Origin of the sequence: Streptomyces sp. NPDC088817 (genome assembly GCF_044750345.1) — a bacterium.
GTDB lineage: Bacteria > Actinomycetota > Actinomycetes > Streptomycetales > Streptomycetaceae > Streptomyces.
In genome coordinates, this window is the sequence record NZ_JBIVJN010000019.1 from 132044 (window position 1) to 158981 (window position 26938).

7 protein-coding genes are annotated in these 26938 nt (G+C 68.7%); 1 reads left to right on the plus strand and 6 read right to left on the minus strand.

What is annotated here, in order from left to right; genetic code table 11:
• Positions 1-37: 37 nt before the first annotated feature.
• From ACIP4X_RS29965 to ACIP4X_RS29990, 6 genes are all read right to left on the minus strand, one after another.
• A complete protein-coding gene (locus tag ACIP4X_RS29965; protein WP_391455157.1) occupies positions 38-4069 on the minus strand; it encodes a P-loop NTPase fold protein in 4032 nt (1343 codons plus the stop codon).
• 300 nt (positions 4070-4369) lie between these two features.
• Positions 4370-6673, minus strand: coding sequence for a UvrD-helicase domain-containing protein (locus ACIP4X_RS29970; protein ID WP_391455159.1), 2304 nt, complete (start codon positions 6671-6673; stop codon positions 4370-4372).
• Positions 6670-13533 (minus strand): DEAD/DEAH box helicase, encoded by a 6864-nt coding sequence (locus ACIP4X_RS29975; protein ID WP_391455161.1) that lies wholly within the window; start codon positions 13531-13533, stop codon positions 6670-6672. Before ACIP4X_RS29975 ends, ACIP4X_RS29970 begins: the two co-directional genes overlap by 4 nt.
• Positions 13530-19142 (minus strand): hypothetical protein, encoded by a 5613-nt coding sequence (locus tag ACIP4X_RS29980; protein ID WP_391455164.1) that lies wholly within the window; start codon positions 19140-19142, stop codon positions 13530-13532. Before ACIP4X_RS29980 ends, ACIP4X_RS29975 begins: the two co-directional genes overlap by 4 nt.
• Positions 19139-22399 (minus strand): SNF2-related protein, encoded by a 3261-nt coding sequence (locus ACIP4X_RS29985; RefSeq protein WP_391455166.1) that lies wholly within the window; start codon positions 22397-22399, stop codon positions 19139-19141. Before ACIP4X_RS29985 ends, ACIP4X_RS29980 begins: the two co-directional genes overlap by 4 nt.
• A gap of 142 nt (positions 22400-22541) precedes the next feature.
• On the minus strand, positions 22542-23807 hold the full coding sequence (locus ACIP4X_RS29990) for a protein kinase domain-containing protein (RefSeq protein ID WP_391455168.1): 1266 nt from the start codon (positions 23805-23807) through the stop codon (positions 22542-22544).
• Positions 23808-24335: 528 nt separating this feature from the next.
• On the opposite strand from ACIP4X_RS29990, the gene ACIP4X_RS29995 reads away from it, so the two are divergent.
• Positions 24336-26882 carry a hypothetical protein gene (locus ACIP4X_RS29995; protein ID WP_391455170.1) on the plus strand — a complete coding sequence of 849 codons (2547 nt, stop codon included), beginning with the start codon at positions 24336-24338 and terminating at the stop codon, positions 26880-26882.
• The last annotated feature ends 56 nt before the right edge of the window (positions 26883-26938 follow it).

The following is a 26938-nucleotide window of genomic DNA, read 5'->3' on the forward strand; positions in this document are numbered from 1 at the left end:
AATCGGACACTCGCCGTCCACGTACGCATCCTGACCGTCAGCGAATGCCGGCGGCTCGCTTGAATGCAGCCGTCCGCTCCTTCTCGGCGGCAGTCCTGCTGTGTCCGTGCAGAGTGCGCCGCAGTGCCGTGGCAACGTGAGGAGCGGGCCGTACGGCGTGTCCAAGTGCGGTCGCAGTGGGAACAGTCGCGTTCCGCAGCACAGGGGAGATCTCGTCCGCGAGGTTGCGGGGCGCGGTGTCAGGGGCGTGTGTGAAAAGCGCTGCGATGACGGGGCTGATGCGTTCAGTCGTGCTCTGGCCCTGCGAAAGGGCCGCCACGAGGGCCTTCCAAAGGCGTTCGGGGTCGGGGCAGGCTGTGGCCATTAGGATGGCATGCTCTTCGGACCATTCGCGTCCCGTGATGGCGTCATCGAGGTAGTCAGTGATGGCCTGGGTAGCCTGCGGGCTCGAGGAGATGAGTGTGAGCAGCGCCGGAAGAGCGGTGCTGCTTGCTGTGCCCAGCGCTGTGATGAGGGTGTCTGTCGATGCCTGGGCTGCTTGATCGGCGAGGGCGGGGCAGCGGCCGTCTGCGGCTACGAGCAAGGCCGCTTGGCGGTCTTGGCTGATCGCGGGCCACAGACTTGTGGCGTACTGCCACAGTGCTGCGTCGTTGGTGGCCAGGAGGTGCTGGACGAGCAGTTCAGGTAGTTCGTTGCTCTGTGCCAGCTCCGGGCGGTGTGCCGCGGCCATGGCCAGCGAGCGCTCGTGTTCCGGAATGCCAGTCCAATGCTGGGCGATCCAAGTAAGCCATTGGGGGCTCACGGCTTGATCTGCTGCGTAGTGGGCGGCGAAGGCCGCGTTCTCAGCCGGCTGTGTACCCATCCGGTTGTACATCTGTTGCAGCACCTGACCGAGCCGGGCGGCACGGGTTGCAGGATCGTTCAGCAGGACGTGCAAGCTGGAGAATAGGTCCGGGCCGAGGGGCAGATGGTTTTGACCGAAGTGTGGGGTGAACTCGTCGATCAATGCCGTGCCCGCCTCCCGACCAGCGTCGGTACTCATGACGGCGGCAAGGTGTCCGCGAGCGAAGGCGCCTTGCTCGCCGTCGGCGGTGAGGCCGGCAGTCAGTGCCGTCCGGCAGTTGCGCGCGGCTTCCTGGGTTGTGGGGTCGTTGGTCGTGACACGCATGAAGGTTAGGAGAGCTTCCGCAAGCGCATTGGCCACGGTGCTGTCGGAAGCAGCCAGCGGTCCAAGGTGACCGGCTATGGCAACGGCGCAGGTGGCCGCGTCCTGTTGCTGCAAGTCAGCCAGAATTCCGGCTGCCGCCATAGCGAGTTCCTGACAGGTGTGCGCCGTTTGAGCAAGCGCGTCGGCGACAACCACGCTCACTTGGCGACCGCTGGGGGCTGTGCGGTCACCGAAGATCCGCAGCCAGTGGTGAAGAAGCGCAGCCGTCTGCTCGGAACTTGCGGCATCGTCGTCGTCGATGAGGAAAGCAGCCGCGTGCTCCAGCAGTTCGGTGGCAAGCGTCGCACCGAACTCAGCATTCGAAGCCGTGGCGCTCCCCCATCCGTCGTCGGGAACCGTGCGCTGACGCAGGAGTTCCACCGCGTGCACGCGCAGCGCATCGTCGTCCGAGGTCAGCCATTCCAGAATCCCGTGCACGACCGGTCGTTGCCACTGGTGATGTTCGGATGCCTGCTCGACGGCCTGACGCACCTCCGCTGCCGTAGCAGCCTTGTCTGTAACGCGGGCGGTCATTGCCAGCAGGGCGTGGTACGCGCCGGCGGGCCACAGGGCGCGTTGCACCGCGGACGCTTCAGCATGGCTAACGAGCCAGGCTTTCAACTCCTCGGTGCCGCCCGTGCGGACAAGGATGCGGAAGTACTTCTCCAGGGCGGGACGCAGTTGGCGGCCGTGATCATTTGCAGGCAGGGGAATCAGGGCCTGGGCCCAGGCGAAAGCAGGCTGTTCTGCCGAGGGTACATTTCCTGGCTCCTGGGCAGGCGGGGCGCTGAGGCTGACGTAGAGGGAAGGCAGGTGGGCGGGTGGCACGAGGTCGAGGATGCCAATGAGGTGATGGGCTGCAACGGGGGTACCAGTCTGCGTCCGCCGGCTCGCGACGCGGTCCGTCAGGGTGAGCAGAGCGCGGCCGACTGGGTCGGCGTCGGAGCCGAGATGGTCGGCGAGGCCAGGCATCCGCGCAAGGGCTTCCACGGTCGCTGCCATCGTGTTGTCGAGATCCTGACCGGGTCGTGCTGACTCCAGGGAGTGGATTGCGGCGAGCAGTACTCGTTCGCGCATGTCAGCTACCTTGAGGCGGTCGCGGAAGGCGTCGGCATCGCGTTGGAGGAGTTCACGTTGGACGGCCGCGGCTTGGTCACTGCCCAGAGCCCGACTGGCAGGGGTGGAACCCAGAGTGAGGAGCGGCATCAGGTGTGCGGGACGGCCTGCCCGCATCCTGAAGGCTGTAGCCCGCAGATAACGCAATCCGGGGTGCGCTGCAGTGTCGAGACGGGGCAGGACACCAACGTCCTTGGACCCTTCTGCCGTACTGTTCCCCTCTTCGCTGTCGTCCTCGGAGCTGTCTACTGGGCTGCTGTCCTCATTGTCCTTGCTCGCGGTGTAGGGGGCGAGCAGAGGATCACGCAGCGCACTGGCGGAGCCCAGCAGGGCGTCGTCCAGGAGCGCGAGCAGGTCGTGCTCGGCGCGGATGTCGTCGTACAGGGCACGGAAGTCGTGCCGTAGCACGGTCAGCCGCGCCAGGGTGATGGGGTAACCGGTGACTTCGCCGTGTGCGATCCACGCACGCGTCCCGTGCTCGCGTCGGATTGCGAGACCGTAGTCGGCAAGGAAGGCGTTGAGAAGGCGAATGGCATGCCGGGGATCACGGACCTCTGGGTGGATCAACGTTTCAACTACGTCGCGCACCGCCGAGATGCCACCCAAACGGGCCACCACCTGGTGGGGCTCGGGATAGGAGAGGAGGTGCTCGATGTATTGCCTGAGGTCTGCGTCGTGATGCGCGGGCAGGACCAGGCGGACAGTGAACAGTTTGTTCAAGTACTCCTGAGCGGCCTCTTCTGTCGCCTTGCGTTCGGCGGCCCTGGTGGGAGCAGGAAGACTACCGCGGTGTGCCTGATGCGCCGGCCGGTGGGCCAGGCCGGGACGTACCCCGACGATCGCCTCGCGAACGATGTCTTCGTCGCAGGAGAGCAGGAAAACTGGCGGGTGCCTGTGATACGTGCCGGTGAGCAGGAGGCTACGGACGGTGGTGAGCGCTTCGAGTACCTCACTTGCCGCCAGACGGTCGATGTCGTCGATGGCAATGACCAGTCGGCGGTCAATGGCGTCAATCAGACCGGAGAACACCTGCTCCAAGTCGTCGGTGGATTCCGGGCGTGGTGAGGTGAGGGTGATCTCGTTTCTCTTCAGAGCGGACAGTGCCCCGTCCCTGGCGGTGCCCAGTACACACGCCACGACCGCTGCGCCCGACAGGGCAGTAGTCAGTGGGCGGGCGCCGGCAGCGGCGAACCAGGTCCAGGCCGGCACGTCGCCTCCGATACCGCTAAGGTGGCCGACCGCGACAGCGGCTACGCCGAGCAGCCAGATCGTGACCAGGGAGGCGAGAAGCCATCCCAGAGCCGCGCCAGCCGCGATGGGGTAGCTGTACCAGGAGCGCTTTCCCGGCTTGGCGGACTCAGCGGTAGCGCGCGGTGCGGTGCGCTGTCGGCCGCCATCCAGACATGCTCGTTCGGACTGCCACTGCTCGCGGCTGATGAGGCGCTGCCGCAAGGCTTCGTCAAGCAGTCCGTACAACAGCCCTCTTGCTCGCGCTGAGCCGCTGTGCCGTTCAGCGCTCAGGTGCAAGATCGCCCACTGCCGGTCGTCCTTCAGATCCGCTGCCAGCAGACGCACGACGGAGGACTTGCCACTGCCGAACGGCCCCAGCAATCCAATCGCCAGCGGTTGGGTGGCACCACGGACAATGTCAAGAAGTTCACGGCCCACTGATTGATGGTCAAAACGATCCTGCTCACGTGAGGCAATCGCACAGTCCTCGATGATCCACGGACGCTGTCGTGCCATGTCGTACCGCTCCGCTCCGAACCTGTTCCACACGGGTGAACGGATGATAGGAGCCAGCACTGACAACCGGCGCCCAGAACGTTGACTGAGCAGCAGACATGCATGCCGGACACAGCCAAGGTGCGGCACAGAGGCAGCGGGGACACCGGCGCCCGACTCGTAGGTGACAGCGTTACAGTGCGAGCTGCACGGGAGACCCAGGTGTACCAGCCGCGCAAGGACCGTAAGCTCGGCCCCGTCTGCATCGGCCCAAGCCAGAACACGACTGGCACCCACCCCGTAACCGCCTGGGTTCGCTTTCTACCTCGGCAGATACGGGCTCGCCTTGCCGTGCCAGCTGATGCGCAGGGTGTCGCGGGCGCGAGTGGCTGCCACGAAGAGCAGGGAGCGGGCCTTGAGTTCCTCGCGGGCGAGGCGGTTGGGGTCTGTGTCGCGGTAGCGCTGGATGAGGGACGTGCGGGGGATGACGCCGTCCCGGGCACCGACGATGGCGAGTTTCTGGTATTCGAGGCCTTTGAAGCGGTGCATGGTGCCCACGTGGATGTCGCCGTCGCCCTTGACGCCGTCCTTGGTCAGCTCGGCGACGGTGAGGCCGGCCTCGGTCGCCAGGTAGTACATGACCTGGTTGACGGCTTCGCGGTCGGCGACGCAGACGGCGATGTTGCCCCGCGGGTCGCGGGGTTTGCCGTCGGCTCCGCCGGTGGCGAGTTCTTCGCGCCAGGTCCGAAGTGTGGTGGCCAGCTGGGTGAGTTCGTCGTCCCAGGAGTCGCAGGGGACGAGTTCCGGGGCCGGGCCGCGGAGGACCGAGCGGTAGCCGTCGAGGGTGTCGGTGCCGTCGTCGAGGTCGTCGAAGGTGATCTGGGCGCTCTTGGGGTTCACCACCTCCATGGCGCGGTTCAAGATCTCGCGGGTGGTGCGGTAGCTGAGGGTGAGGCGGGCGGCGCGGCCTCGGATCTGGACACCGACGGTACCCAGGGTCACCTGCTGGTCGTAGATGCGCTGGTGGGTGTCGCCGGCGATGAACATGTCGTCGTCGCCGGGGGCGACCATGGCGCGCAGCATCTTCCAGTGGGCGGGGCGGAGATCCTGTGCCTCGTCGACGACGACGTGCTGGTAGCGGTGGCCGAGGTAGTACATGCCGGAGCTGTCGTCGCGGTGGATGAGGTCCTTGCCGCCGACCTCTTCCTTGTGTTCCTGACGAGCCTTGATCTTCGAAGCGCGCTGCATCTCGAAGCGGGCGGCGCGTTCGGCGGCCTGGCCCCAGGTCTCGCGGTTGTCCTTGTCGAGGCGGGTGGTGAACTGCTCGAGGATCTTCCAGATCTGGGCGCGGTCGGGGCGGCTGAGGGAGCGCCCGCGTCCTGCGCGGCGGGCGTCGAAGTACGCCTTTCGGGTGCCGAGGGACTGACCGAGGATCACCTGTTCCCATTCCTCGTAGAGGAATTCGGCGTCCCAGCGCTTCTCGTCGAGTTCGAGGAGGATCTGGCGGAGGGTGTTCAGAGCGACGCTGTCGTAGATGCGCTGCTTTCCGGCGCCGGAGAGATTGTTCTCGTTGAGGACACGGGCGGCGAGCTGGTCGATGTGCGTGATGTCGACGCGGGCGAGCTGCTCGGGTTCGAGGAGGGAGGCGAGGCGGGCGCGCAGGTCGGTGGTGAGGTTCTTGGTGAAGGTGGTGAGCAGGATCGGCTTGCTGTGGCCGGGGGTCAGCTGTTCGGCGAGGTGCTTGACGCGGTGCAGGGCGACGATGGTCTTGCCTGTGCCGGGGCCGCCGGAGACGCGGAAGGGGCCGCTGTAGCGGCGGTCGACGAGCTTGGCCTGGGCGGGGTGGAGGAAGACCTTCCAGGCGCGGAAGTCGCCCTCTTCGAGGATGTCCTTGAGGGCGTCGTCGACGGTGGTGACGGCGGTGCGGGCGAGCGCCGCGTCCAGGTCCTGCCGCTCGGACTCGTCGAGTTCGACCTCGACGGGGGCGGTGATCTCCTTGCGGACGTCGTCGAGGGACAGCCCGGCGGCGAGGCCGTACAGGATGTCCTTGGTGAGGAGGGGGGCGCCGGAGACGAGGGCGTCGAGCTCGTCGCTCCCGGTGACCGCGAGGGCGAGGTCGATGAGCTGCTCGGCAACACCGAGTCCACGGAGGTCGTCCGCAGTGAAGCTGGCCAGGAGCGGCTCGGCCGTGTCCGGTACAGGGGTCGGCGTCTCCGGTTCGTCTCCGGCTTCGGGCTGCTCGGCCGGGGTGAGCGTCATTCCGGCCCGCTGGAGAACGCTCTGGCCGACCACGGACAGGTCGACGAACTCGATCTCTCCCGTGATGCGGTTGATCGCGACGGAGAGTTCTTCGTAGACGTGCTTGCGGTGCCGTACGGCGACGACGAGCCACTTCTGGTGGCCGCGGCCGTCGATGCCGATCTTGGCGAGGAGCGCCCGGTAGGACTGGTCGATCTTGGCCCGGTAGACGCGGCCGTCGCCCTTGAGCGGCTTGAGGTCGAGACCGGGGTGGTCGGGGTTCTCCCGGAAGCGGTGGCAGAAGTCGTAGAACTTGCCCTTGACCGAGCGGTCGAGCTTGTACAGCTCCTGTTCGGCCTTCTCGTACAGGCTGAGCCGGGCGGTCATCGGTGCGTCGGGCCTTCCGTGTCGGGGAGCAGGGTGAGCAGGGTGTCGAGGTGGTCGAGCCAGTCGGCGGCCGTGCGCAGGGTCCAGCCGTCGGCGGTGTACGCGGCGTCCCGCTTGCGGAGTTCCTCGCTGTCGTGTCCGTCGGGGTTGACGACCACCGCGACCTTGATGCCGGAGCCGGACCAGGCGAAGTCGGCCTGCCAGCCGCGCTCGTCGAGTTCGTGGCCGAAAGCGGGGGCTTTCTTGCCCCGTTCGGCCAGCTTCCTGGCAAGCCGGGTCAGGTCGGAGTCGGGTTCGTCCTCTTCGAGGATTTCGAGGATGTCCTCGTCCCAGGCCGCGTCCCGGAGCAGGTCTTCGAGTGCCTGCTCGGCGACAGAGGACGACGAGGATGCCGAGGACGAGGTGGTCGAAGACCGATCGGTCTCTGCCGTCTCCGCCGGAGCTGTCGGGCCGTCCTCCACCTCGTCCGCCACGTCTGCCGTGGCCGTCTCAGGGTGCAGCTGGGTGATGAGCGTCTCCAGTTCGCCGAGGCCGCCTCCGACGCGGAGGACGTCCACCTCGAAGTCGGCGGCCCGGCTGCTGGCGAGTTGTACGCCGTCGCCGCCGGTGAAGGCGAGGAACTGGAGCAGGTTGGACCAGTAGAGCCAGGACCGCCAGCGGAGCCTGTGCTCGGCGGTGCCGAGCCGGTCACCGTCGTGGTCGTCGAGTACGGCGATGGCGCACCAGCCGAACCCGCCCGTCACCTCCGGTCCGCCGGTGGGGTCGACGGTGTGGAGCAGCGGCAGGGCGTGCTCGTCGGTGGCGAGGAGGACGAGGATCTCCCCGTTTCCGGTGACGGGTTCGACGTCGGCCGCCGGGTTCCCGCCCTTCGCGAGGGAGCGGAGGGCGCTTCGCAGCGTGTCGCGGGCCTGCGCGCGGTCGACGTTCTGTGCCAGTGGTTCGGGGGCGCTGAGGAGGCCGCCGACCAGGGCCGCGGCCCGTCGTCCCCACCGGGTGCGGGAGGGGTCGCGGAGGTAACGGAGGAGAGTGTCGATGGGGTTGGTGAAGACGGCGCCAGCGAGGTTGGCGCGGTCGCCGCCGAACTGCTCGTACCAGTCCTTGGCGGTGTCCTGTCCGGTGCGCCGGTAGGGCGGCCACACCGGGCGGGCTTTGGCGCGTTCGCCCTTCTCGAAGAGGAGAAGGTCGTCCCAGGTGATCTGGAAGACGAGGGCTCCGCCGGCCCGCAGCTCGTCCCGCTTCCTGCCGTCGGCGGCGATGCGGTTGTGCTCGCGGGTGGCGTGGTAGCGGTGGCCGTCGAGGAAGACGTGCACCTTCTGGGGGGTGCCGTTGGTCCTCTCGAAGGTGAAGTCGGTACGGGTGAACTCCTCGTCGCGCTGGGCGGTCAGCCGCCATGCCGTGGAGCCGGCGAAGCGGAGGTGGCCGCTGTGCGCGCCGCTCTCCTCCAGGGCGGTGTCGTCCTGGTCGGTGCTCCAGGTGCGCAGGGCGGCGAGGAAGCGGGCCTCGAAGTCGGACTCGACCTGCCGGTCCAGGCCGATCGCCTCAGTCGTGGGGACTTCCTCGACCTGCCAGTGGTCGACGGCGTTGCCCTCGTCGTCGGTCGGGGGGCGGCCGTTCTCGTCGACGGGGCCGAGGAGGCTGTTGATGATCTCCAGGGCCGAGCGGCGCGAGACCTCGTCCTGGTGGCGCTCCTCGGCGTAGCGGTGGAGGCAGCGGTGGCAGGCGCGGCGCCCCTCGTCCTTGCAGGGACACTTGAGCAGCATCTCGCGCGCCTCGGCGAGGGTGTCGCGGAAGGCGGCGGGCCGGGTGAGCCGGTCAAGGTAGCCGGTGCCGCCGGGGAGGCGGTCGTACAAGACGAGGAAGTGCCGTTTCTCGCCGGTGGCCCTGTCGGGCATCTTGGCGAGGGTGGTGTCCAGGTGGGCGGGGTCGCCGCCGAAGTGCCGGTCGACGCCGAGGCGCAGTGCGGCCCGGAAGGAGTGGATCTTCTCGTCGACGAGCACGGTCGCGGCCGGGAGCAGGATGCGCAGGGCCTCGGTGGTGAGCTGGTGGGCGAGGAGCACCGGTTCCTGCTTCGGTGCGTCCGGGCCCCTCTTGCCCCGGCGCAGCGGGCACCAGGGCTGGTGGTGCTTGACGGCCGGGTTGCGTACGGCGGAGGTGTCGAGGGCGTCGGTGTCGTGGTCGAAGACGGGTCTGCCATCGGCGGTGGCCGCTCCGCAGGCGGTGCACACGTGGAAGGGTGCCATCCGGACGTCGTGTCCGGCGAGCTCGTCCTCGGGGCGTGCGTCGAACCGGAGCGGGCCGACGTTGATCTTCCGGATGACGGCCTTGCGGGAGTAGTCGACGCCGAAGGTCTCGCGGGTGTGCCGCCAGGACGCTCCGGGCTCGATGTGCTCGGCCGGGATGTCGACTGCGTCGACGACGGTGTAGAAGCGCTGTTCGCGGTCGTCCTTGTCGTCGCCGATGCGGGCGTCGTCGCGCTTGTCGCGGGAGGTGACGACGGTGGGTTCGATCACCTGGTGCAGGCAGGAGCCGTCGTCGGCGATGGCGGTGCTGTGGCAGCGGGGGCACGGACTGCGGTCGTCGGCGGCGTTCTCGGTGCGGACGTAGCCGCACTCCCGGCAGAAGCGCCAGGGGGTCCAGTCGGGTCGGGTGGAGCTGCCGATCTCGATGCCGGTGATCTGGTGCTTGTAGCCGTTGACGTAGAACGTGTTGCCGGGCGCGAGTTCGGACAGCGCGTAGCGCTGGGGGCGGTCGTAGGGGCGCATCTTGGAGTTGAAGCGCTCCCGCCCGGTCTTCGGGTCGGGGCCTTCGGGCCAGTACAGGGTGGCGTTGAGGGTGGTGACGGCGTCGATGAGGGCGTAGTTCGGCAGCAGGCCGAGGTCGCAGAGGGCCTGCTGGGCGGTGGTGAGGCCGCGTTTCATCAGGCGTTTGCCGACGGCCCGGTGTTCCGCTTCGAGTTCGGCCTTGCGGCTGCGCTGTTCGTCGTCGTTCTCGTGGAGTTCGCGGATGGCCTCGTCGATGAACTTCAGCCTGCGCCGCAGTTCCTCCTCGCCGCGCTTCCACTGCCGTCCGGCTTCCTCGACGGCGCCGCGCAGCCCGCGTCCGGCGTAGGCGCGCAGGTCGTCGGCGGCCTTGGGACTGACGCCGGTGGGGAACAGGTCGAGGAACGTCTCGACGAGTTCGGCGGCGCCGCCGAGCGCGGCCTCCACGAGGTCGGCGAGGTAGCCGGAGGGGCCGAACAGGGCGGGCGCTTCGTGCGGGATCGCGGCGAGCGGCTTCCCGTCGGCGCGCTTGAGCCGGCCCTGCGCGGCGAGGTCGAGGAGGTGGGCGAGGTACTGGCGGCGCAGGATCTCGATGGCGGACAGGTGGCTGCCGGGCGGCACGATCTGCCCGGCGATCATCTCGCGGGGCTGGTCGAGGTAGTACAGGTCGCGGCGGCTGCGGTCGGGGATGGTGAGGAGGAAGGCGTTGCCGGTGCGCCGGCCGGCGCGGCCGACCTGCTGGACGTAGTTGGCGGCGCGGCGGGGCAGCGCGGCGAGCACGACGGCCGACAGGTCGCCGATGTCGATGCCCATCTCCAGCGTGGGGGTGCAGGAGAGAACGTTGGGGTCCTTGAACCCGCTGCCGTCGCGGAACGCCGCCTCCACCCGTTCGCGTTCCGGCCGGGTGAGCATGCCGGTGTGCTCGGCGGTGATCACCTGGTACGTGCCGGCCTTGCGGTAGAGCCTGCGGTAGTAGTCCTCGCGGTGGTCGCGGTCGCGCCGGTGCCGGCCGAGCCCCTCGGGCCGGTTCCCGGCGACGAGGCGGCCGGTGCGGCAGCGGTACGCAGGGCACTTCTGGCCGTCCCACTGGGGCAGCAGGCCGGGGTGGACGGTCTGTTCCCAGAAGCAGGAGGGGCAGCGGACGAACGCCTCGTTGACCTCGCTGTCCTTCAGGAGCTGCACGTCGACGGCGCCCGGCTTGAGCCCGTAGATCCGCAGACTGCTGTCCTCCGGGGTGCGTACGGCGAGCAGTCCGGCGGCGACGAGTTCGGGCAGCAGCCGGGACCAGAACTCTGCGGCCTGCTCGCGCGGCAGCCCGAGGCTGCGCTGAGCCCACCGCTCGTACCAGGAGAGCCGTCCGGTGGCGAAGTCGAACTCACTCCTGGTCTTCGGCGCGCTCAGCAGGAACACGGGTGCGGCGATGCCCTTAGGGAAGGCGCGCATGCCGGGGGTCCGCCCGCCCCATATGAAGTACCGGCTGGTGCCGGCCTCCTTCAGGTACCCCTCCAGCCAGCGGTGGCCGATGGCGCCCCGGGTCCGCAGCCGTTCCAGGAAGATCCGCAGGAAGCCGAGGTAGCGCTCGTCGTCGAGTGCGTCGGGGACGGGCAGTTGGCCGCCCTTCCCGTACGGCGCGGTGTGCGCGGATCGGACGAGGTCAAGCGCGGCCTCGGGGTCGGCGATGCGCACCTGGGCGGCGGCGGTGCGGGTGAGTTCCAGGGTGCGGCCGTTGCGGGACCGGAACCCGAACTCCATCAGCGCCTCGAAGGCGAACCGCTCCCCGATCAGCTCCCAAGTCTTGCGGTCCCCGCCGCGTCCCTCGCCGGACAGCAGTCGCTTGACGCCCTTGAAGTCGTGAAGGTCGGTGGGGACGACGGCGGCGAGGGTCGCACGGTCGGTGGTCGCGGCGACCACGTCGGCGATCAGGTCGTTCAGCGCGGTCGGAGCGTCTTCGGACAGGTGGCTCTTGAACAGGGCGCGCAGCGAGAAGGTGTAGGAGCGGCTCGCCACGAACCCGGCCCGGTGCGCGGCGTCCTGCACCGAGTCGTTGAACATCAAGGTCTTCGTCTCGCCTTGCTTCTCGTCGAGCTCCCCGCCGGTGAACAGCTGGGTGACGGAGGCGGCGGCAAGGGCGGCGGCGCCGGTGCCGAGGAAGCGGATCGTGTTGCGCGAGCCGCAGGCCGGGCACCAGTCCTCCTCGGCGGCGGTGGTCGCGGTCTCCCCCAGGAACACGAGCACGAACGCGGAGTCGGAGCCGGCCAGCCGGGGGCTGCCGGTCTCCTGGTCATAGTCGGCGACCGGGTCGGGCAGACGAAGCCTGCGCTTGGGGCCGTCCAGGACACGGAGCTGTCCGGCGCCGGTCACGCTGAGGGCGTTCGCGTCGGCCCGTCCGGCGGCGCGGCCTGCCCCCTCCATGGGCGCGGCTCCGGAGCCCTCCCTCGCCTCGCCGTCTGTGGCGGCGATCAGGTTGCGGACCCGCATCTTGTCCTGGCTGACCGACGCCCGCCGGATCTTGTGCGTGTCGACCTCGACGTCCAGGTCGTCGGACTCCGGGGTGAACACCGCCCAGCCGGAACGGCCGCAGTCACGGCAGTACACCGCGGGCAGGAACAGGTTCGCGGCCTGTCCGGCGGTGGCCGTGGTCACCGGAGCGGTGCGCGCCGTCTCCCCCTCGGCGGTCTCCGGTGCGCCAGCCGTGTCCCACTGGAACTCGGCCTTCGGCCAGGGCAGCACACCACGTACGAGACGGGACACCGACCGCGCCCACTGGTGGACCTCGACCTGTACGAAGGGGCGCGGCTTCTCCGGAGTGGAAGCAGGATCGCGGGCCACCGAGAGCAGCGCGACGAAGCGGGCAAGCGCTTTTGCCGCGACCTCGGGCCGCAGCGTGATGGTGCGGCCCCAGGCCTGTGCGCCGCTGCGCCACATCAGGTCGAGGACCTCGGGCACGGGACGCACCTGCCCGTCCAGGGCGTGCAGCACGGCCGAGGTCAGCGGGTGCTTCTTGAGGACCCGGCCGAGCGCGTACGGATCGGTGTCTCGGCTACCGGTGACGGCCTCGGCGAGCGCGGCGAACTGCTCCTCGCCGAGGGTGGGGTCGGGCAGGGCCGCCAACTCGTCGGGGGTCGGCGCGGGGACGAGTGGGTCGAAGTCGTCGCGCGGGACGAACTCGTCAACGGTCAGCCGCTGTTCGCCGACGACCGCGTCGGGATGGAACTCGGTGCCGAACACCTGGGTCGCCACGTCGAGCAGTTGCCGTACTCCATCGGCGTCCGCCCCCGAGGCGAGGGTCGCCGAGGTGGCGACCGGGCAGATGCGGCCCAGCGGGCGCCCCTTCTCCGAGGCCCCGACGGCGGAGGCGAGCCGGCGCAGCAGCATCGCCACGTCGGTGCCCTGCGCGCCGTCGTAGGTGTGGAACTCGTCGACGACGACGTAGCGGATGTCGGAGTCCGCCCACAGCGGGGCGTCGGCGGCGCGCTGGAGCAGCAGGTCCAGCATCTTGTAGTTGGTGATCAGGATGTCCGGCGGCGTCACCTGCATGTCGGACCGGTCGGTGAACACCCGCCCGTACCGGGTGGCCGCCCGATCGCCGATGTAGAGCCCGGCCCGCACCTTGCTCAGTTCGGGGTGCTCGGTGAGCAGCCCGTTGATGCGCTGTGCCTGGTCGGTAGCGAGGGCGTTCATCGGGTACAGGAACACAGCCTTGACCCCGCCGCGGCCTGCTGCCCGCTCGCGCGCGCAGTGGTCGAGAACAGGGTAAAGGAACGACTCCGTCTTGCCGGATCCGGTACCGGTGGTGACGAGCGTCGGCCGGGGCGTCCGCCCGCCTGCCGACGACAGCCGCTCGAAGGCGACGGCCTGATGCGCGTACGGCGTCCAGCCGTCCGTACGCCGCCAGTCCAGGTACTGCTCCCACGTCCCTGGGGCGGCCGTTACGAACGGCGTCCGCAGCCGCAGGAATGGCCCCCGGAACATGCCGGTGTTGTCGTCCCCCAGGAACCGGTGCAGCGCCTTCCGCGCGCCCTCGTCGGTCAGCGCGTACGTGGTGGACAGGTACTGGAGCAGACTCTCCTTGAGCCCCTCGGCTTCGAGCGTGGGCCTCACGGCTTCGGCACCTCCTGCTTGACCGGGTCCCACTCGCCGGCGGCCACTGCGTCGTCGAGCCGCTTCTGGAAGTAGGCGTGCGCTTCCCGCATCTCGGTCTCGCGGTCGGCCTTGTAGAAGGGGGCGGTGTAGCCGTCGGGGACGGGGGTTTGGGGGGCGGGGTTGGTGGCGGGGTCTTGCTTGTGGGCCTTGAAAGCCGGGTCGGCCTGGTACTTCTCGAACTGCTTCCAGTGGTCCTTGTCCTGGCCGTGGCCGAACGTGTACCGGTCACCGGCGATCTTGCGTTCGGCGGCGTCGAACCAGGTCACCCGGTCGAAGTCCTGCATGATCGGGAAACGGGCACGGTACATGGTGATGAGCGTGTCGGCGTCGATGCCGAGCCACACCGCCACGAGGGCGTCGATCTCCACGAGGGCGGCGCGGCGGGCGTACTCGGTACGCAGGGGGGTGTCACGCTGCCAGGTGGGGGTGGTCTCGTGGAGTTTGGTGGACATCAGAGGCCAGGAGTACGCCCAGGGCTCGTATCCGGCCCACTTGGGGTCGTGGAGTTCCTTCCAGAGGTCGGCATAGGCGGTGGTAAGGCAGTTGAGGCGGAGGGTGCGGAGGAGGAGGGCGGGGGCGAGGGGATGATCGGCCTGGGGTGCAGGCAGCGACTTCGACCGCGTCTCGTGCAAATGCGAGGCATTGATCGTACGAAGGAAATAGTCCAGTGGAAGCGCCGACCACATGCCGCTGGCAAGGACCGTTTCGACCTTCCTTGCCACCATAGCGCTCCGCAAGCCACCCACGTGCCCTGGCTTGGGCGGGAGCAGGGAGACGTAGAGAGCACGCTCAGTGTCCGGCGCGATCTGATTTCTCCATGCCATACGGTAGAACTCCGTGTACGGCTTCGTTGCACGCGCCACAAAGACCTTGTCAACCGAGTCGTACGGAACCTCCCTCGGCAGACACCCCAGCCCCTCCGCTAGCGTCCCCTTCACCGCCCGAATTTCTTCGTCCGAAGCCCGTAGCCATTCCAGCTCCTCGTAGTCCAACCACCGGTCTTGCGCATCCCGATACGTGACCTCGTCCGCGACCCTCCGGTACTCCGACTCCGGGACCGCGTTCGACGGCAGCTCCAGGTGATTGAGTCCGCGTACCTCGCCGCCACCCTGGCTGGGCTGCTTGAACAACGGGTTGGCCACACCGATCTGCGGGCCCTTGAGGACGACGTCCTCCCAGGTGTCCGCCTGGTAGTCGTCCCTGTCCTTGAGATCCTTGTTGTAGTCGATCAGCGGCGTGTCCTCATTGGGACCATGGACAGACTTCTTAGCTCCGCTCTCGTCGAATCCGCGCGTGATCTGTGGAGAAAGCGCACCAAGCCGCAGCGGATACCCCGCGAGCGCGTCGATGGCTGGGTCCTCGGCCGTACTCACCGGAGTCAGCAGACGCGCTCGTTCGACGGGGACGTCCTGCTCCCCCGAAAGCCTCTGCCAACGCGCCAGGGTGTCCGTGGTGACCTGAACGACACGCTTGCTGTGCGGCCGCTCGTCCCAGTCCCCGTCGAACTTCACACCCGGCGCGTCGCCCTTGCCGTCGTGTGTGGCGGACAGCCGCAGCACATCAACGGAGAAAAGCCAGGACAGGTGCTGGAAATCGATCTCGCCCTTCGTGCCGTAGATGTGCACCCCGAAGTGGCTGGACCGGCCGACGGGCGGCGGGAAGAACCGGTTGCCCGCGTTGACGAAGTCCCCGTGCATCCGCAGCCTGCGGTAGGTGGCCTCACGGAGCGCGGCCTCCTTGTCCCCGTTGAAGTGGGTATCGGGGTGAACCAATCCTGTGCTGCCGAACGCCGCCGTGTGGTCCCACACCTGACACATGAAGGCGCGGTAAAGGTCGGGCTGGCTGCCCGAGATCAGCGGATACACCTGCGGTGCCGCCAGATAGTCGGCCAGCGTGACCGTGGTCGTCACCTCCCGCAGGGTGTACGCCGCCACTTCCTCCCTGGCCAGCTCAGCCATGCGCCGCCGCTGCTTCTCCGCCGCCGAAGGCTTCTCGGTCAGCATGAACCACGGCTCGAACTCCGCTACGACGGCGTTCTCCTTCCACTCCGGCCGCACCCACGGCGGGTTCCCCACCTGCAGGTCGAACCCCCCGCTCTCCGTAAACGCGAGCGCGAAGTCCAACTCCCAATGCAGGAAGCCCTGTTCGGTCGCAATGTCCCGTACGACGCGCATCCAAGGAAAGCGGTCCTCAGGGTTACCCAGGTCCATGCCCATGAGACGTGGCAGCTTCTGCTCGAAATCTTGAAGCGCTTCGAGATTCTCGAACTCGCTAAGCAGGTTCGCCTCGGCCACCGAGAACGTTCCCAACATAGCTTCGAGGAAGTCGAGCCAGTCATCGAGTGTCTGCAACGGGATGACCTGGCGGCGTTCGGCCTGACGCTCTGCCTCCTTCTCAGCGTTCTGCTGCTTCCTGCGCTCATTCTTGGCAGCGCGTTCTTCCTTCTTGCGTGCGGCTTCCTCGTCCAAGTACAGCTTCTTGTCGAACAAGCCGCCCTTGCCGTCCTCTTGCTGCTGGACGTCGCTTCTGGACACCTCCGGTGCCGGGCCTTCGTGCTGCCCTGTGGTGCCCAGAAGAGCGCTAAGTCCCTCCACTACGTCGGTGCCGCTCACCGGCGTGGTGTACTCACTGTCCGTACCGTCCAGCAGCCCTGCCTGGTGCGACGGCCAGAACCACAGTGCGCACCAGGCATCCATGACGTTCTTCAGTCGCCAATACGGGGTGTCGATGGCCTCGAAGAGGTCCCTGTACACCTTCTCCTTCGACAGCCGAGCGCCGCTGCCCTCTGTCGCGCTCTCCCGCTCACGGCGCAGGAAGGCGTACTCCTCGTCCCCGACCGGATCGGCTCCCCAGACGTCGATGCTGCGGGCGATCTCCCGTTCCGACAGTTCCATCCGCTTGACGACGAGCTTCCACAGAAACTCCACGCGCCGCGCTGCGTCCCGCAGCCTGGTGTACTGGGAGGCGACTTCGTCACCGGTCTTCCGGTCGATCCTCGGCGTACCAGCCTGGGTGTATTTCCGCTCCGGCTTCTTGAGGATGCCCTTCTTCCACTCCTTCAGCTGCTCGACGTTGTCGCCCGCCAACAGCCCCAGCAGCTTCTTCGCATCGCCACTCGCCCCCGTCACGGCTGCCCACCCCGGCGTCGGCAGCAGGAACTGGTGCACCGCCCCGTCTGGCAGCGACTGCCACTGCCCGCCCGCCTCGTTGTCCCTGAACGGCAGCGGGGTCGGGGCCTGGGTGTCCTTGGCGTTCAGCCACAGGGCCTTGCCCTTCCCCGGCGCGACGTCCTCCGCCGCGTACACCGCCCGCTTCCCGCCGATCAGCGAGTTGCCCCGCCGCAGGTGGAGCCCAAACCAGGGCGCCCGCATCCCCGGGTGCATGGTGTTGAGCCACAGCGAGACCTCGGCGAGCTCGACGCCCGTGGAGTTGAGGTCCACGCCGTACGCGTTGTGCAGCGCGATGTATGCCTTGACCTTCTGCTTCTCCGTCAGGGCCTCGGAGGTCGGGATCGACCTGCCCACCTCGTCCTGCCGTCGCCGCAGGTACTCCTCGGCGACCTGGTTGATCGCCTCGTTGAGGAACGCCCCGGAGCCGAGCGCCGGCTCGCAGATGCGGTACTTCAGCAGCTCGGAAGCGCGGGTCTTGACGACGTTCCCCGCCTCGTCCTTCTCCTGGTCGAGGCGGTGCTTGAGGGCCAGTTCGACGGTGACCTGGGTCAGCGACTCGGGGGTGTAGTAGGACGCCGAGGTCTCCCGGTCACGGCCCGCGAGGCGGTAGACGAAGGTCCCCGCGGGGTACTTCCTCGGTCCGCGCAGGCCCTTCTCCTCGCGGTCCCGCTCGTCGTACTCGACCCAGGTGTTCTCCGGGTACTCCTTGAGCCGGTGCGAGGGGACCAGCCAGGAGCCCTTCTCGGGGTCGCCTCCCTTGGCGACCTCGCACAGCTCCTCCTCGGCGATGATGCCGGTGTAGGACATCAGGCCCTCGTAGACCGCGCCGAGCTGGTTGATGCCGAGGTTGCGGTACGAGATGAAGCCGCCGCGTTCGCCGCGCCGCTTGGCCTTCTTCATGGTGAGCAGGCGCAGCACCTCGTGCAGGGCGCTGTTGCGCAGGCGCAGGTCGAGCCAGGCCGGGCCGTAGGGGCCTTCCTCGTCGGCGCGCGGGTCGCGGGTGCCGAGGCCGATGAGTTTCACCGACGCCGGTTCGAAGAGTTCGCTGCGAAGGGGCTCGAAGCGCAGGCCGCGGCCCTCGCTGCGCTGCTTGGCCTTCTTCTTGCGGGTCTCCGTGTCGTCGCCGGGTCGCTCGTCCCACGGCTCGGTGCCGTACGCCCGGTGGCCGTGGTTGACCTTGTTGAACAGGACGTCGAGGGATGCGTGCAGGTGGAATCCGTTGCGGGCCCTCTCGTCCGTCAGCTGGGTGTCCCGTTCGACGAGTTCGCGCAGGCGGGCCACCGAGTAGCCGGCCTCGTAGGTGCCGTCGTCGGCCGGGAGGATGCCCAGTTCGGGGCGGGCCTCGGCGTAGAGGAGGAACAGGATGCGGTAGAGGTAGCGCAGTGCCTCGCGGGTGAGCTGGCGGGCGAAGGGGTCACCGGGGGTTTCGAGGTCGCGTGGTTCGAGGCCGGCCTGCTCCAGGCGGGCCAGGACCTCGTTGGCGATGATCTCGACGGACTTCTGCAGGCCCTGGCGCAGCTCGCCGGAGACGCCGACCGCGTTGTCGCGTGACGCCTTGACGAGGGCGTCGAGGGCGGGGCCCTTGCCGTCTTCGGCCGGGGCGAGCGCGTCGTGGCTGAACAGTCCGGCGATCGTGGCGAGTTCGCCGTACTGCCTGCGGTCGTAGCGCTCCAGGGCGGCGTCGAGGTTGGCGGCCAGGTAGCGGCCCTCGCCCCATACCTGCCGGTCGGCGAGGACGATCACGCCGCCGCAGAGCAGCAGGACGAAGCGCGGCGCGCTGCCGCCCTCGCCTCCCAGCTCGCTCTGGAACAGCCAGGTGGCGAGCGCGTGGCCCGACTCGTAGGTCTCGCCGCTGCCGACCGTCCGCACCGGGTGGAGCAGACGGCCGTAGGCGTCGGCGTCCAGGGCGGTGTCGTTGCTCGCGGACCAGCCGCAGTCGACGGCGACGATGTTGTCGCCGTGCCAGGCGACCTGGACGGTGTGGTCGCGTCCGGCCCGGTGGACGGTCAGTTCGCGCGGGCCGGGGGCTGCGTCGGCCTCCGGGTAGCCGAGGGCGGCGAGGACCTTGCGGTGCCAGTCGGCGACGCGTTCGCGCCACTCCTCGTCCTCGTAGGTGTTGAGGCGCTTCTCGAAGTCCTCCTTCTCGGGGTACTCGTCGTCCTCGGCGTCGGCCTTGGCCTGCTCGGCGAAGAACCCGCGGTACTTCTCGTCGAGGTAGACGGACCGCAGGCCTCGCAGGGCGACGCGCGGGGTGGGATGCGTGACGTTCTCGTCGGACTCGCGGTCCGCCCAGGTGGCGAAGACGCCCTTCTTCAGGCCGTCGGCGAGCTGCTCGGCGAAGTAGTGCGCGGAGAGGTACTCGCCGCGGTTGGAGAAGGAGTCGAAGTCGGTGCTCATCGGGCGCTCGTCTCTCCGGCGTCGGGCAGGGCGGTCGCGGCGGGCAGGGCGGTGGGCGGCGGTACGGGGGTGGCGGTGAGCGGTTCGAGGACGGCGAGGAGCCGCAGCAGCGGGGCGCCGGAGGTCCGCAGGGAGCGGATCAGCGTCCTGCGCCGGTCGGCCGTGAGGTTCACGTCGTTCTTCGCCTTCTGCGAGCGGCGGGCCGCGGCGGTGAAGAGCGCGGTCTGCTTCCACTCCGTCACGCGCTTCTCGTACGGCGCGAGGACCGCGTCGATCTGCTGCGCGTACTCGGCCTCGCGATCGGTCAGGAACCGCCGAGCCTGTTCAACCGCGGCCGGCACCAGCGACTGGAGGTGTGCGAGGTTCACGGGCGCGGCCCGGCCGGGCATGGCGGGGCCGACCCGGCAGGCGGCCAGGAACGCGTCGTCGATCCGGTGGACGCGGGGGGCGTCGGGCAGACCGGTGACGGCCATCCACTCGACGACGGTCGGGCGGCCGGCCTTGTTCGAGTAGATGCCCTGGAGGAGGTACACGGGGCCGTCGAGGGCGGCGGGCAGTGCCGGGTCGATGTCGGCCGCCTTATCGGCGTCGGGGTCGAAGGCGAGCACGAACGCCTCGTCGTGGCGGAGCGCCGCGAGCGCCTTGTCGGTGACCCAGTCCAGCACGGGGTGCACGTCGGAGACGTGACTGACGTTGGGCCACTGGCTCTCGGAGTCCTCACGGGCCACCTTCAGGCGCTTGGCGGCGAGGCCCTTGTCGAAGGTGAGGCGGATGCGCGCTTCCTTGTTGGCCGTGGGGAGGATCTGCTGCTCGGTGAGGTACGACTTGGGCAGGGCCTTCAGACGGTGGAGAAGGTCCGGCGGGGGCTCGAAGGCGATGGTGCCGTCCTTCTCGCGCCGCAGCTTGAGGGCGATGTCCGGGCTGATGGGGTGGCAGACCTGGCGGAGGGCCTCGTCGAAGTAGTCGGCGGTCGCCGCCGTACCGCCGCCACCGCCGCCCGTGCCGAACAGGCTGGGCACGGTGGCACGCGGTACATCGTCCGTCGGCTTCTTCGCCCCGACGTTGCCCAGCAGCCGGCCGAGCATGGCCTTGGCACCGCCGCCCGCCGCCGAAGACTGCTTGATCGACTCCTCGACAGTGCGGCCGGCGATGAGGTCGCGGGTGAGGCGGTCCTCTTCCTCCTTCGCCCGGTAGATGCCGGTGACCGCCTCCGCGGTGCCCTCGATGCGGTGGGCCTCCTCCTCCCTGGCGAGGAGCTTGGCTCCGACCAGGCGGTCGTCCAGCGGCAGGGACTCGCCGGTCTCGGCGTCGGTGCGCCACTCCACATCCCCGGTGAGCACCAGAGCCCGGAACTGCGGGTTCTTCTCCTGCCCGTAGCGGTCGATACGGCCGTTGCGCTGCTCGATGCGAATCAGCGACCAGGGCAGGTCGTAGTGGATCAGCTGGTGGCACTGCTGGTGCAGGTTGACGCCCTCGGAGGCGACGTCGCCAGTGAACAGGAGCCGGACGGGCGCGGTGCGCAGGCCGAACTCCTCGACGATGCGCTTCTGCTCGTCCTCACCGGTCGCGTCGCCGTGCATGACCTCGACGACCCCGCCGTACGCCTTCCACGGACGGGACTTCCTCTCACTCGGCTCCAGCTGCTTCGCCGCGGAGAAGCCGAGCCGGGCCGGAACGGTCTCGGCCAGCCACTTCAGGGTGGGAACGCGCTCGGAGAAGACCACGACCCGGGTGTCCGAGCCGGGGCCGACGCCGATCTCCTTCAACGCCTCGACCAGGGCGTCGAGCTTGCACGAGTCGTCGTCGCCGATGTCGTCCGCGAGGCGGGCCAGGTCGACGATCGCCTTCCGCTCGATCTGCCGCGCAGCCTCCAGCTTGGCCGGATCCTGGTTCCTGCGGCCCTTCAGGGGCTTGGCGAGGGTCTTGGTCCGGGCGGCGATCGAGTCCTGCAGCGCCCGGTGGGAGGAGAGGAACCCCTTCAGCAGGTTGTAGGCGACCATCGGGTCCGCACACACGGAGGAGGCCGCCGGGTCGCGCGGGATCCAGCGCGCGGCAAGCTCCTCCAGGACGGCCTGCTCCTTCGCGGTGGCCTTGGCGACCACCGGCCGGGACGGGCCTCGGTCCGCCCAGGCGCCCTGGAGGGAGTCGCGTACCTCGGGGTCGGTCTTGGTGCGCCGGATGTAGAGGTGGCCCAGGTCCTTCACGTCGTAGTCGGAGGTGTCCGCGATCGCCGCCTCGTCGAGCATGCCGATCAGCTCGGCGAAGGACTCCCCGTCGCCGTTGTGCGGGGTGGCCGAGGCCAGGACGAGGGCGTCGGTGCGGCGGGCGAGGAGGCGGGCCAGGGTGTTGTTCTTCGTGCCCCGGTTGACCAGGTTGTGCGACTCGTCGATGACGACGGCGTCCCAGTCGGTGTTCTCCAGGTGGTGGGCGTAGACGTCGCTCTTGAGGGTGTCCACGGAGATGATCGCCCGCTTGAAGTAGGCGAACGGGTTCCGGCCGGCCGGGATGTCCTGCTGGATTCGCTGAATGCCGGTGGAGTCGAGGCGGACCAGGGGGATGGAGAAGCGGGTCCACAGTTCGCGCTGGAACTGCTCCAGGACGTGCGCCGGCGTCACCACGAGGATGCGCTCGCCGCGGCCCCGGCGGATCAGCTCGGCGAGGAGGATGCCGATCTCCAGGGTCTTGCCGAGACCCACCACGTCCGCGACCAGGATGCGGGGCTGCGGGTTCTCCATGGACAGGGCCAACTGGGCGGGGCGGAGCTGGTGCGTCTGCTGGTCCATGAGGAAGTTGTCGGCCAGCGCGAGCCCGTGCTCCGTCTGCGGCAGGGCGGTCTTGCGGATGACGGCCTCCAGGTAGAGGCGCGCCGTGCGGTGGTTCGGGGAGGAGTCGGGGACCAGACGGGTCTTGTCCGGGTCGAGCGGCTCGATCTGGTCGAGCCGCTCGTAGAAGACGGCGTCCTTGCCTCGCACCAGGGAGGAGACGCCGGTGACCTCGACCATCCAGCCGTCGTACGTCGTGTCGGCGACCCTCTTCACCAGCCACTGCTCGTCGCGCACCAGGACCTGGGAGCCCGGGGCGAACCGGGGGCGGCGCGAGCGCGTCGCCGCACCGGCCGGGGCGTCGGCGGAAGCGTCGGCCGCGGCCTGCTCGCGGTCCGCCGCGTCAAGGGTCCCCTGGACCGTGGCCGCGCCACCGGCCTCCCCCGAACCGTCCACGAACCGCTCCGTCCCCTTGTCGTCCCTGATGTCCCGCATACCGCTCCCACCGTTTCTTTCCAGACACTTCTCGCCCGCCACGGGCCGTGACGCGGCGGCGCCTGTCACCTTGTCGCTGTCTGCCCCGTCTGCCTGGCGCACGACTCGGACGGCACGCCGGTGCCGTCCGCTCGCTTCCCGTTCACAAGGCCGGTTGCATCGCGTACCTGGCCCTCAGGTCCTCGGCCACCTTCTGCGAGGCTGGCTTCCGGCCGGGCCTGCGGGGAGGCTCAGGCGGTGTCCGGTCCGTGGGGCGGGACGTCGTCCGCTCACCGTCGTCCCGGTCCTTGCCCGGCTGTGCGACGACGGGTTCGGCGTCAGGGCTCTGCGCTCCCGCCGGGGCCAGAGGCGGCAGCTGCTCCTCACCCTCGCCCTCGTCCTCGGCCAGGTCGGGGCGGGCAGGACGGTCCAGCGGGCTATCGTGACCTTCCTCATCCACGACCAGGGTGTGCACATCGGGCGCGTCACCGTACTGAGCGACGATGCGTTCCCACACCGTCGGCGAAGGCCCCGTCCGGCCGTGCTCCTCGGTCTTTCCGCCGGGCAGGGCCGAGACGTCGATCAGGGCGTGCCGCGCCTCGACCGGTGTAAGGCCCGCGGCCTTTATCAGCGCCACGCACTGACCGGTGACCTCGTCGAGCGTGGGCCGGTCCTCCGGAGCGTGGGAGAGCATCGCCGTGACCAGCGGGGTGAGCGCCCCGGGCAGCCCGGAGAGGTCCGGCGGGTGGGTCTCGTCGGTCACCTGGGCGACGATCGCCGGCCAGCCGTTGCCCTCGTACGGGTAGTGGCCGGTCGCCGCGTACAGCAGGGCCGTGCCCAGGCCGTACACGTCGGCCGGGGCCTTCACCCGGGAACGGCCGAGCGCCTGCTCCGGCGGCATGCAGCGCACCGTGCCGACGATCATGCCTTCCTGGGTGAGCGTGTCCTTGCCCGCGTCCATGAACGCGCCGAGCCCGAAGTCGATCAGGATCGGGCCGTACTCGCCGAGCATGACGTTCTGCGGCTTGAGGTCGCGGTGCAGCAGATCGACGGCATGCACCGCCTCCAGGCCCTCGGCAAGCAGCGCGCCGAGGCTGGCGACCAGCGGCACCGGCAGGGTTCCGGCGTGCTCCACCTGCTCTTGGACGGTCCGGCCGGGCACGTACTCGACGGCCATCCACGGCTGGTCTGCATACGGGTCGGCGTCGAGGAAACGGGCCACCCTGTTGGTCCCGACGACCGTCCGGGCGATCAGAGCCTCTTTCTCGAAGCGCGCTCTGGTCGCCTGGTCGAGCCTGTCGTTCCTGATCACCTTCACGGCGACCGGGTCACCACCGGGTGAGTAGGCCAGATAGACCTGCCCCATGCCCCCCGCGCCCAGCTCGCGCTCGACCGTGTACCGGCCGATGTGCGTGGGCACCTCACTCATGTCTTCTGCGTCACCCTCTCGTGCCGGGCTGTCCGGGCACGTCACACTTTCACCGGAGGTTCACCCTATCGCTGCGGTTGGAGTGCCGTCAGGGGCCTGCATCGCTTGACATGCGCGATCGCAAGGAGCGTCGGCCCTGACGACCGGATCCCGACCGATGCTCACCGTACGCAGTCCCGTAACCGCCGGGCGAAGGACATCAGCTCCCGCATATCCCCCGGCGGCAGCAGGTCCTCGTCGAAGTGAGTGATCCGATTCCTGATCGCCTGCACCCGCTGGAAGTGATGGAGGAACTCGCCGTGGTCCAGCGACGGACGGCCGGGGCAGCCCAGTTCGCGTCCGCGCCCTGGGCCAGGGCGGTTTCCTCTGCTGAGCACCAAAAGCGGAGCAAGCTCAGTGCTGAGCGTCTCCAGCAGTAAGGGAAGTAGCAGGTCAACAGGGATTTCGCCCTACCCGGCTGGGATTCTCCCCCGTACGATGCACGTCACCGGAGAGATCTTGGACTGCTCGCGGAGGGGCTCGCAGCGAATGATGGGGGCGGACGACACTGTCGAGGCATTGGTCGAGGTATTTCGCACCGACCGTGAGCGCTTGCGGAACGCCCTGTCGAGGCTCGCGGCCAGCCAGGTGACGTGGCAGGAGGGAAGAGCGCTGCGTCATCCGGAACTGCGGGCGCTGCGCCAGGGAGCACTGGCGTACCTTCAGGCCGAAGCCCGTGGGGCCGAACTCGTCGGGATCCTGGGTAAGCAGAACCGGGACGAGCGTCGCGTGCTCGAAGCCAGGCTCCGCTCGCTCCGGAAACTGAGTAGTACGCCGCTTCCGCATGTGGATGCTGGAGAGCCGCGGCCTTTGAGGCTGTCCCTGGCGCATCGCGTCTTCGCCCAAGTGTGCGGCCCGGCTGTCGGACAGGAGCTTGCAGCGATGGGCCAGGAGAACGGTCTCGGCCTCGCGGCGTTCACGCCGCCGTCTCAGGACCTGTGGCGCTGGGCCGCGGACAACGGTTGGGTAAAGAACTCCCTGCCGCCCCGCGCAAGCCGTTTGCGCACCATTCCGACAGAAGATTTTCTCCAGGAAGCTCTCCAGGACGCGGACTCGCCGCACCTCAGCATGATGCACCCCGCCGTGGTGGAGCGCAGGGTCGCAGCATCCCGCAGGGCGACCGAAGTTCGCAGCGCCGTCGTCCAAGAGGCATTCCAGGAGGCCAGGCGACTGCTCCGTGCAAGAGCCGATCGTCATCAGGTCCAACAGGCCGTGACGGAGCTGCGCCGCGCCACTACGGCTCTCGCTCGAGTGGTGGAGCGCAACGCCGAGGCGCTCATGCTGTACCGGGACTTCAAAGCGCAGTTCGACGAGTCCGGCACCATGCCGTCGACTCCGTACCAACAAGCCTGGCACGCTTGTGTGCCCAAGGCCATCGCCTGGGCCACCGGCCGCGAACCGGGACTGTGGCAGCGCGTCCAAGCCGCTGCAGCCACTCATAGCCAGCGGACTGGGCACATAAGCAGAGAATCCTGTCATCAGTGTGTTCCGTCGGTCGTGGCCATCCTGTCGGAGCCAAAGCGGACCGCCAGAACTCCACCAGTATCGGGCGGTGCCAAAGCCCAGGCCGAGCCATCGCGGACGCTGTCACCTGAACCGGACGAGCGGCTGGTGGTGGCCTCTGGCGTCTACCGGGCAGACTGCGAGGCAGCGGGCGTGGCGTGGGTGTGCGACGACGGCCGCAAGGGCAGCCGCCAAATCAACGCCAGCTCGCACATCGACGCTGAGATCCTGGCCATAGTCGAAGCCGTGACAGTCCTGGCTTCCGGAGGGCCGCTGTTCATCGCAAGCGGCGAGCCACTCGCCGTTCGTGCCGTTGGACTGGTCCTGAGGTCCGGCCGTCTACCCATGGACAGGACCTACCGGAAAGTGTCCTCTGTCGCCCGTCAACGGCTGGCCGGCCTCGCCGGGGCGACAGCCGAGGTCCGCGTAGCGCACACCGGCTCCCGATGGAAGCCGGAACGAAAGGCAGCCGGCCGTTCCGCGCGGGCTGTCCTCCCGCCCCTGCCCACGGCCAAGAACAACAAGACAGCCACGACTGCCGAGGTCCATGCCTCAGACCCGACGATACTGCTCGGCGCCGACGCGGACCTCGGACAGCCCTACGGCCTGAACGTCAAGGAGGATCAGATCACCTGGTCCCAACCAGTGACAGCACAGCACCTCTCCGAAGGCTGGGTGCCGATGCCCGGGCATGTCGGCGGCGTGTTCGACGACCTGACGCAGTTCGCAGACAAGATCAAGCTGCGTGTCCACCACGACGGCCTCGCGCTGAGGACCATCCCCGGGCAGCAGCGAGTCCAATTGCAGACCACCCCGAGGGGCCGGCGCCTGTCCAATGTCTCCTGGCCGAGCAACCTCGGCCCCGGGACGCTCCTGCACTGTACGTGGCGTCGGGGCAGCTGGGAGCTGAAATTCGCTACCAAGGCGTTGAAGCTCCCGATCGGTGCGGACGGGAACTGGCTCACCCACGAGTACGACCTTCAGGTACTCACCCGAGACGGCCTCGGCGTCACCGCTTTGGACGGCCTGTCCCAGCGGCAGTTGGTGATACGCACACTGCGAGGGCTCGGCTACCTCGATGAACATGGCCGAGCACTCCTGACCCAGGAAGACCTGGTCCGAAACGTCCTGAACGACGTCATGGCACGCCGTCAGAAAACGACGGTGCAGGCGGTGGAGGGGGCCATCCAGGACCTTCTCGGCAGCGGTCGACTGACCAAGGTCCAGGGCAGCCGGAATCGCATCGGACACCTCAGGTATCCACCGCGCGCCGGCGAACCCAAGGTAAACCTGCTGTGCTGGACCCCATCAGCGCCACGGCCGCATCACGACGAGCCAGAGAGCGAAGGAGGACTCCCGGAACACCTGCTCGGCAGACACGGCGTTCGGGGGCACCTGAGGAAGATCGACGGTGATGCGTCCCCGGAAGCAGTCGATGCCTTCCGACGCGACTACGACCTCACCCGTCTCGTCGGCAGCAATGTCCTGCCCGCCGGAACGACCTACGTCCGTCGGCACGAACGAGGCAAGTGAGGGGCACATCCGGATCTCCTCCGAGTTGCCCCGTGAGCTTGCGTCGCCACAGATGA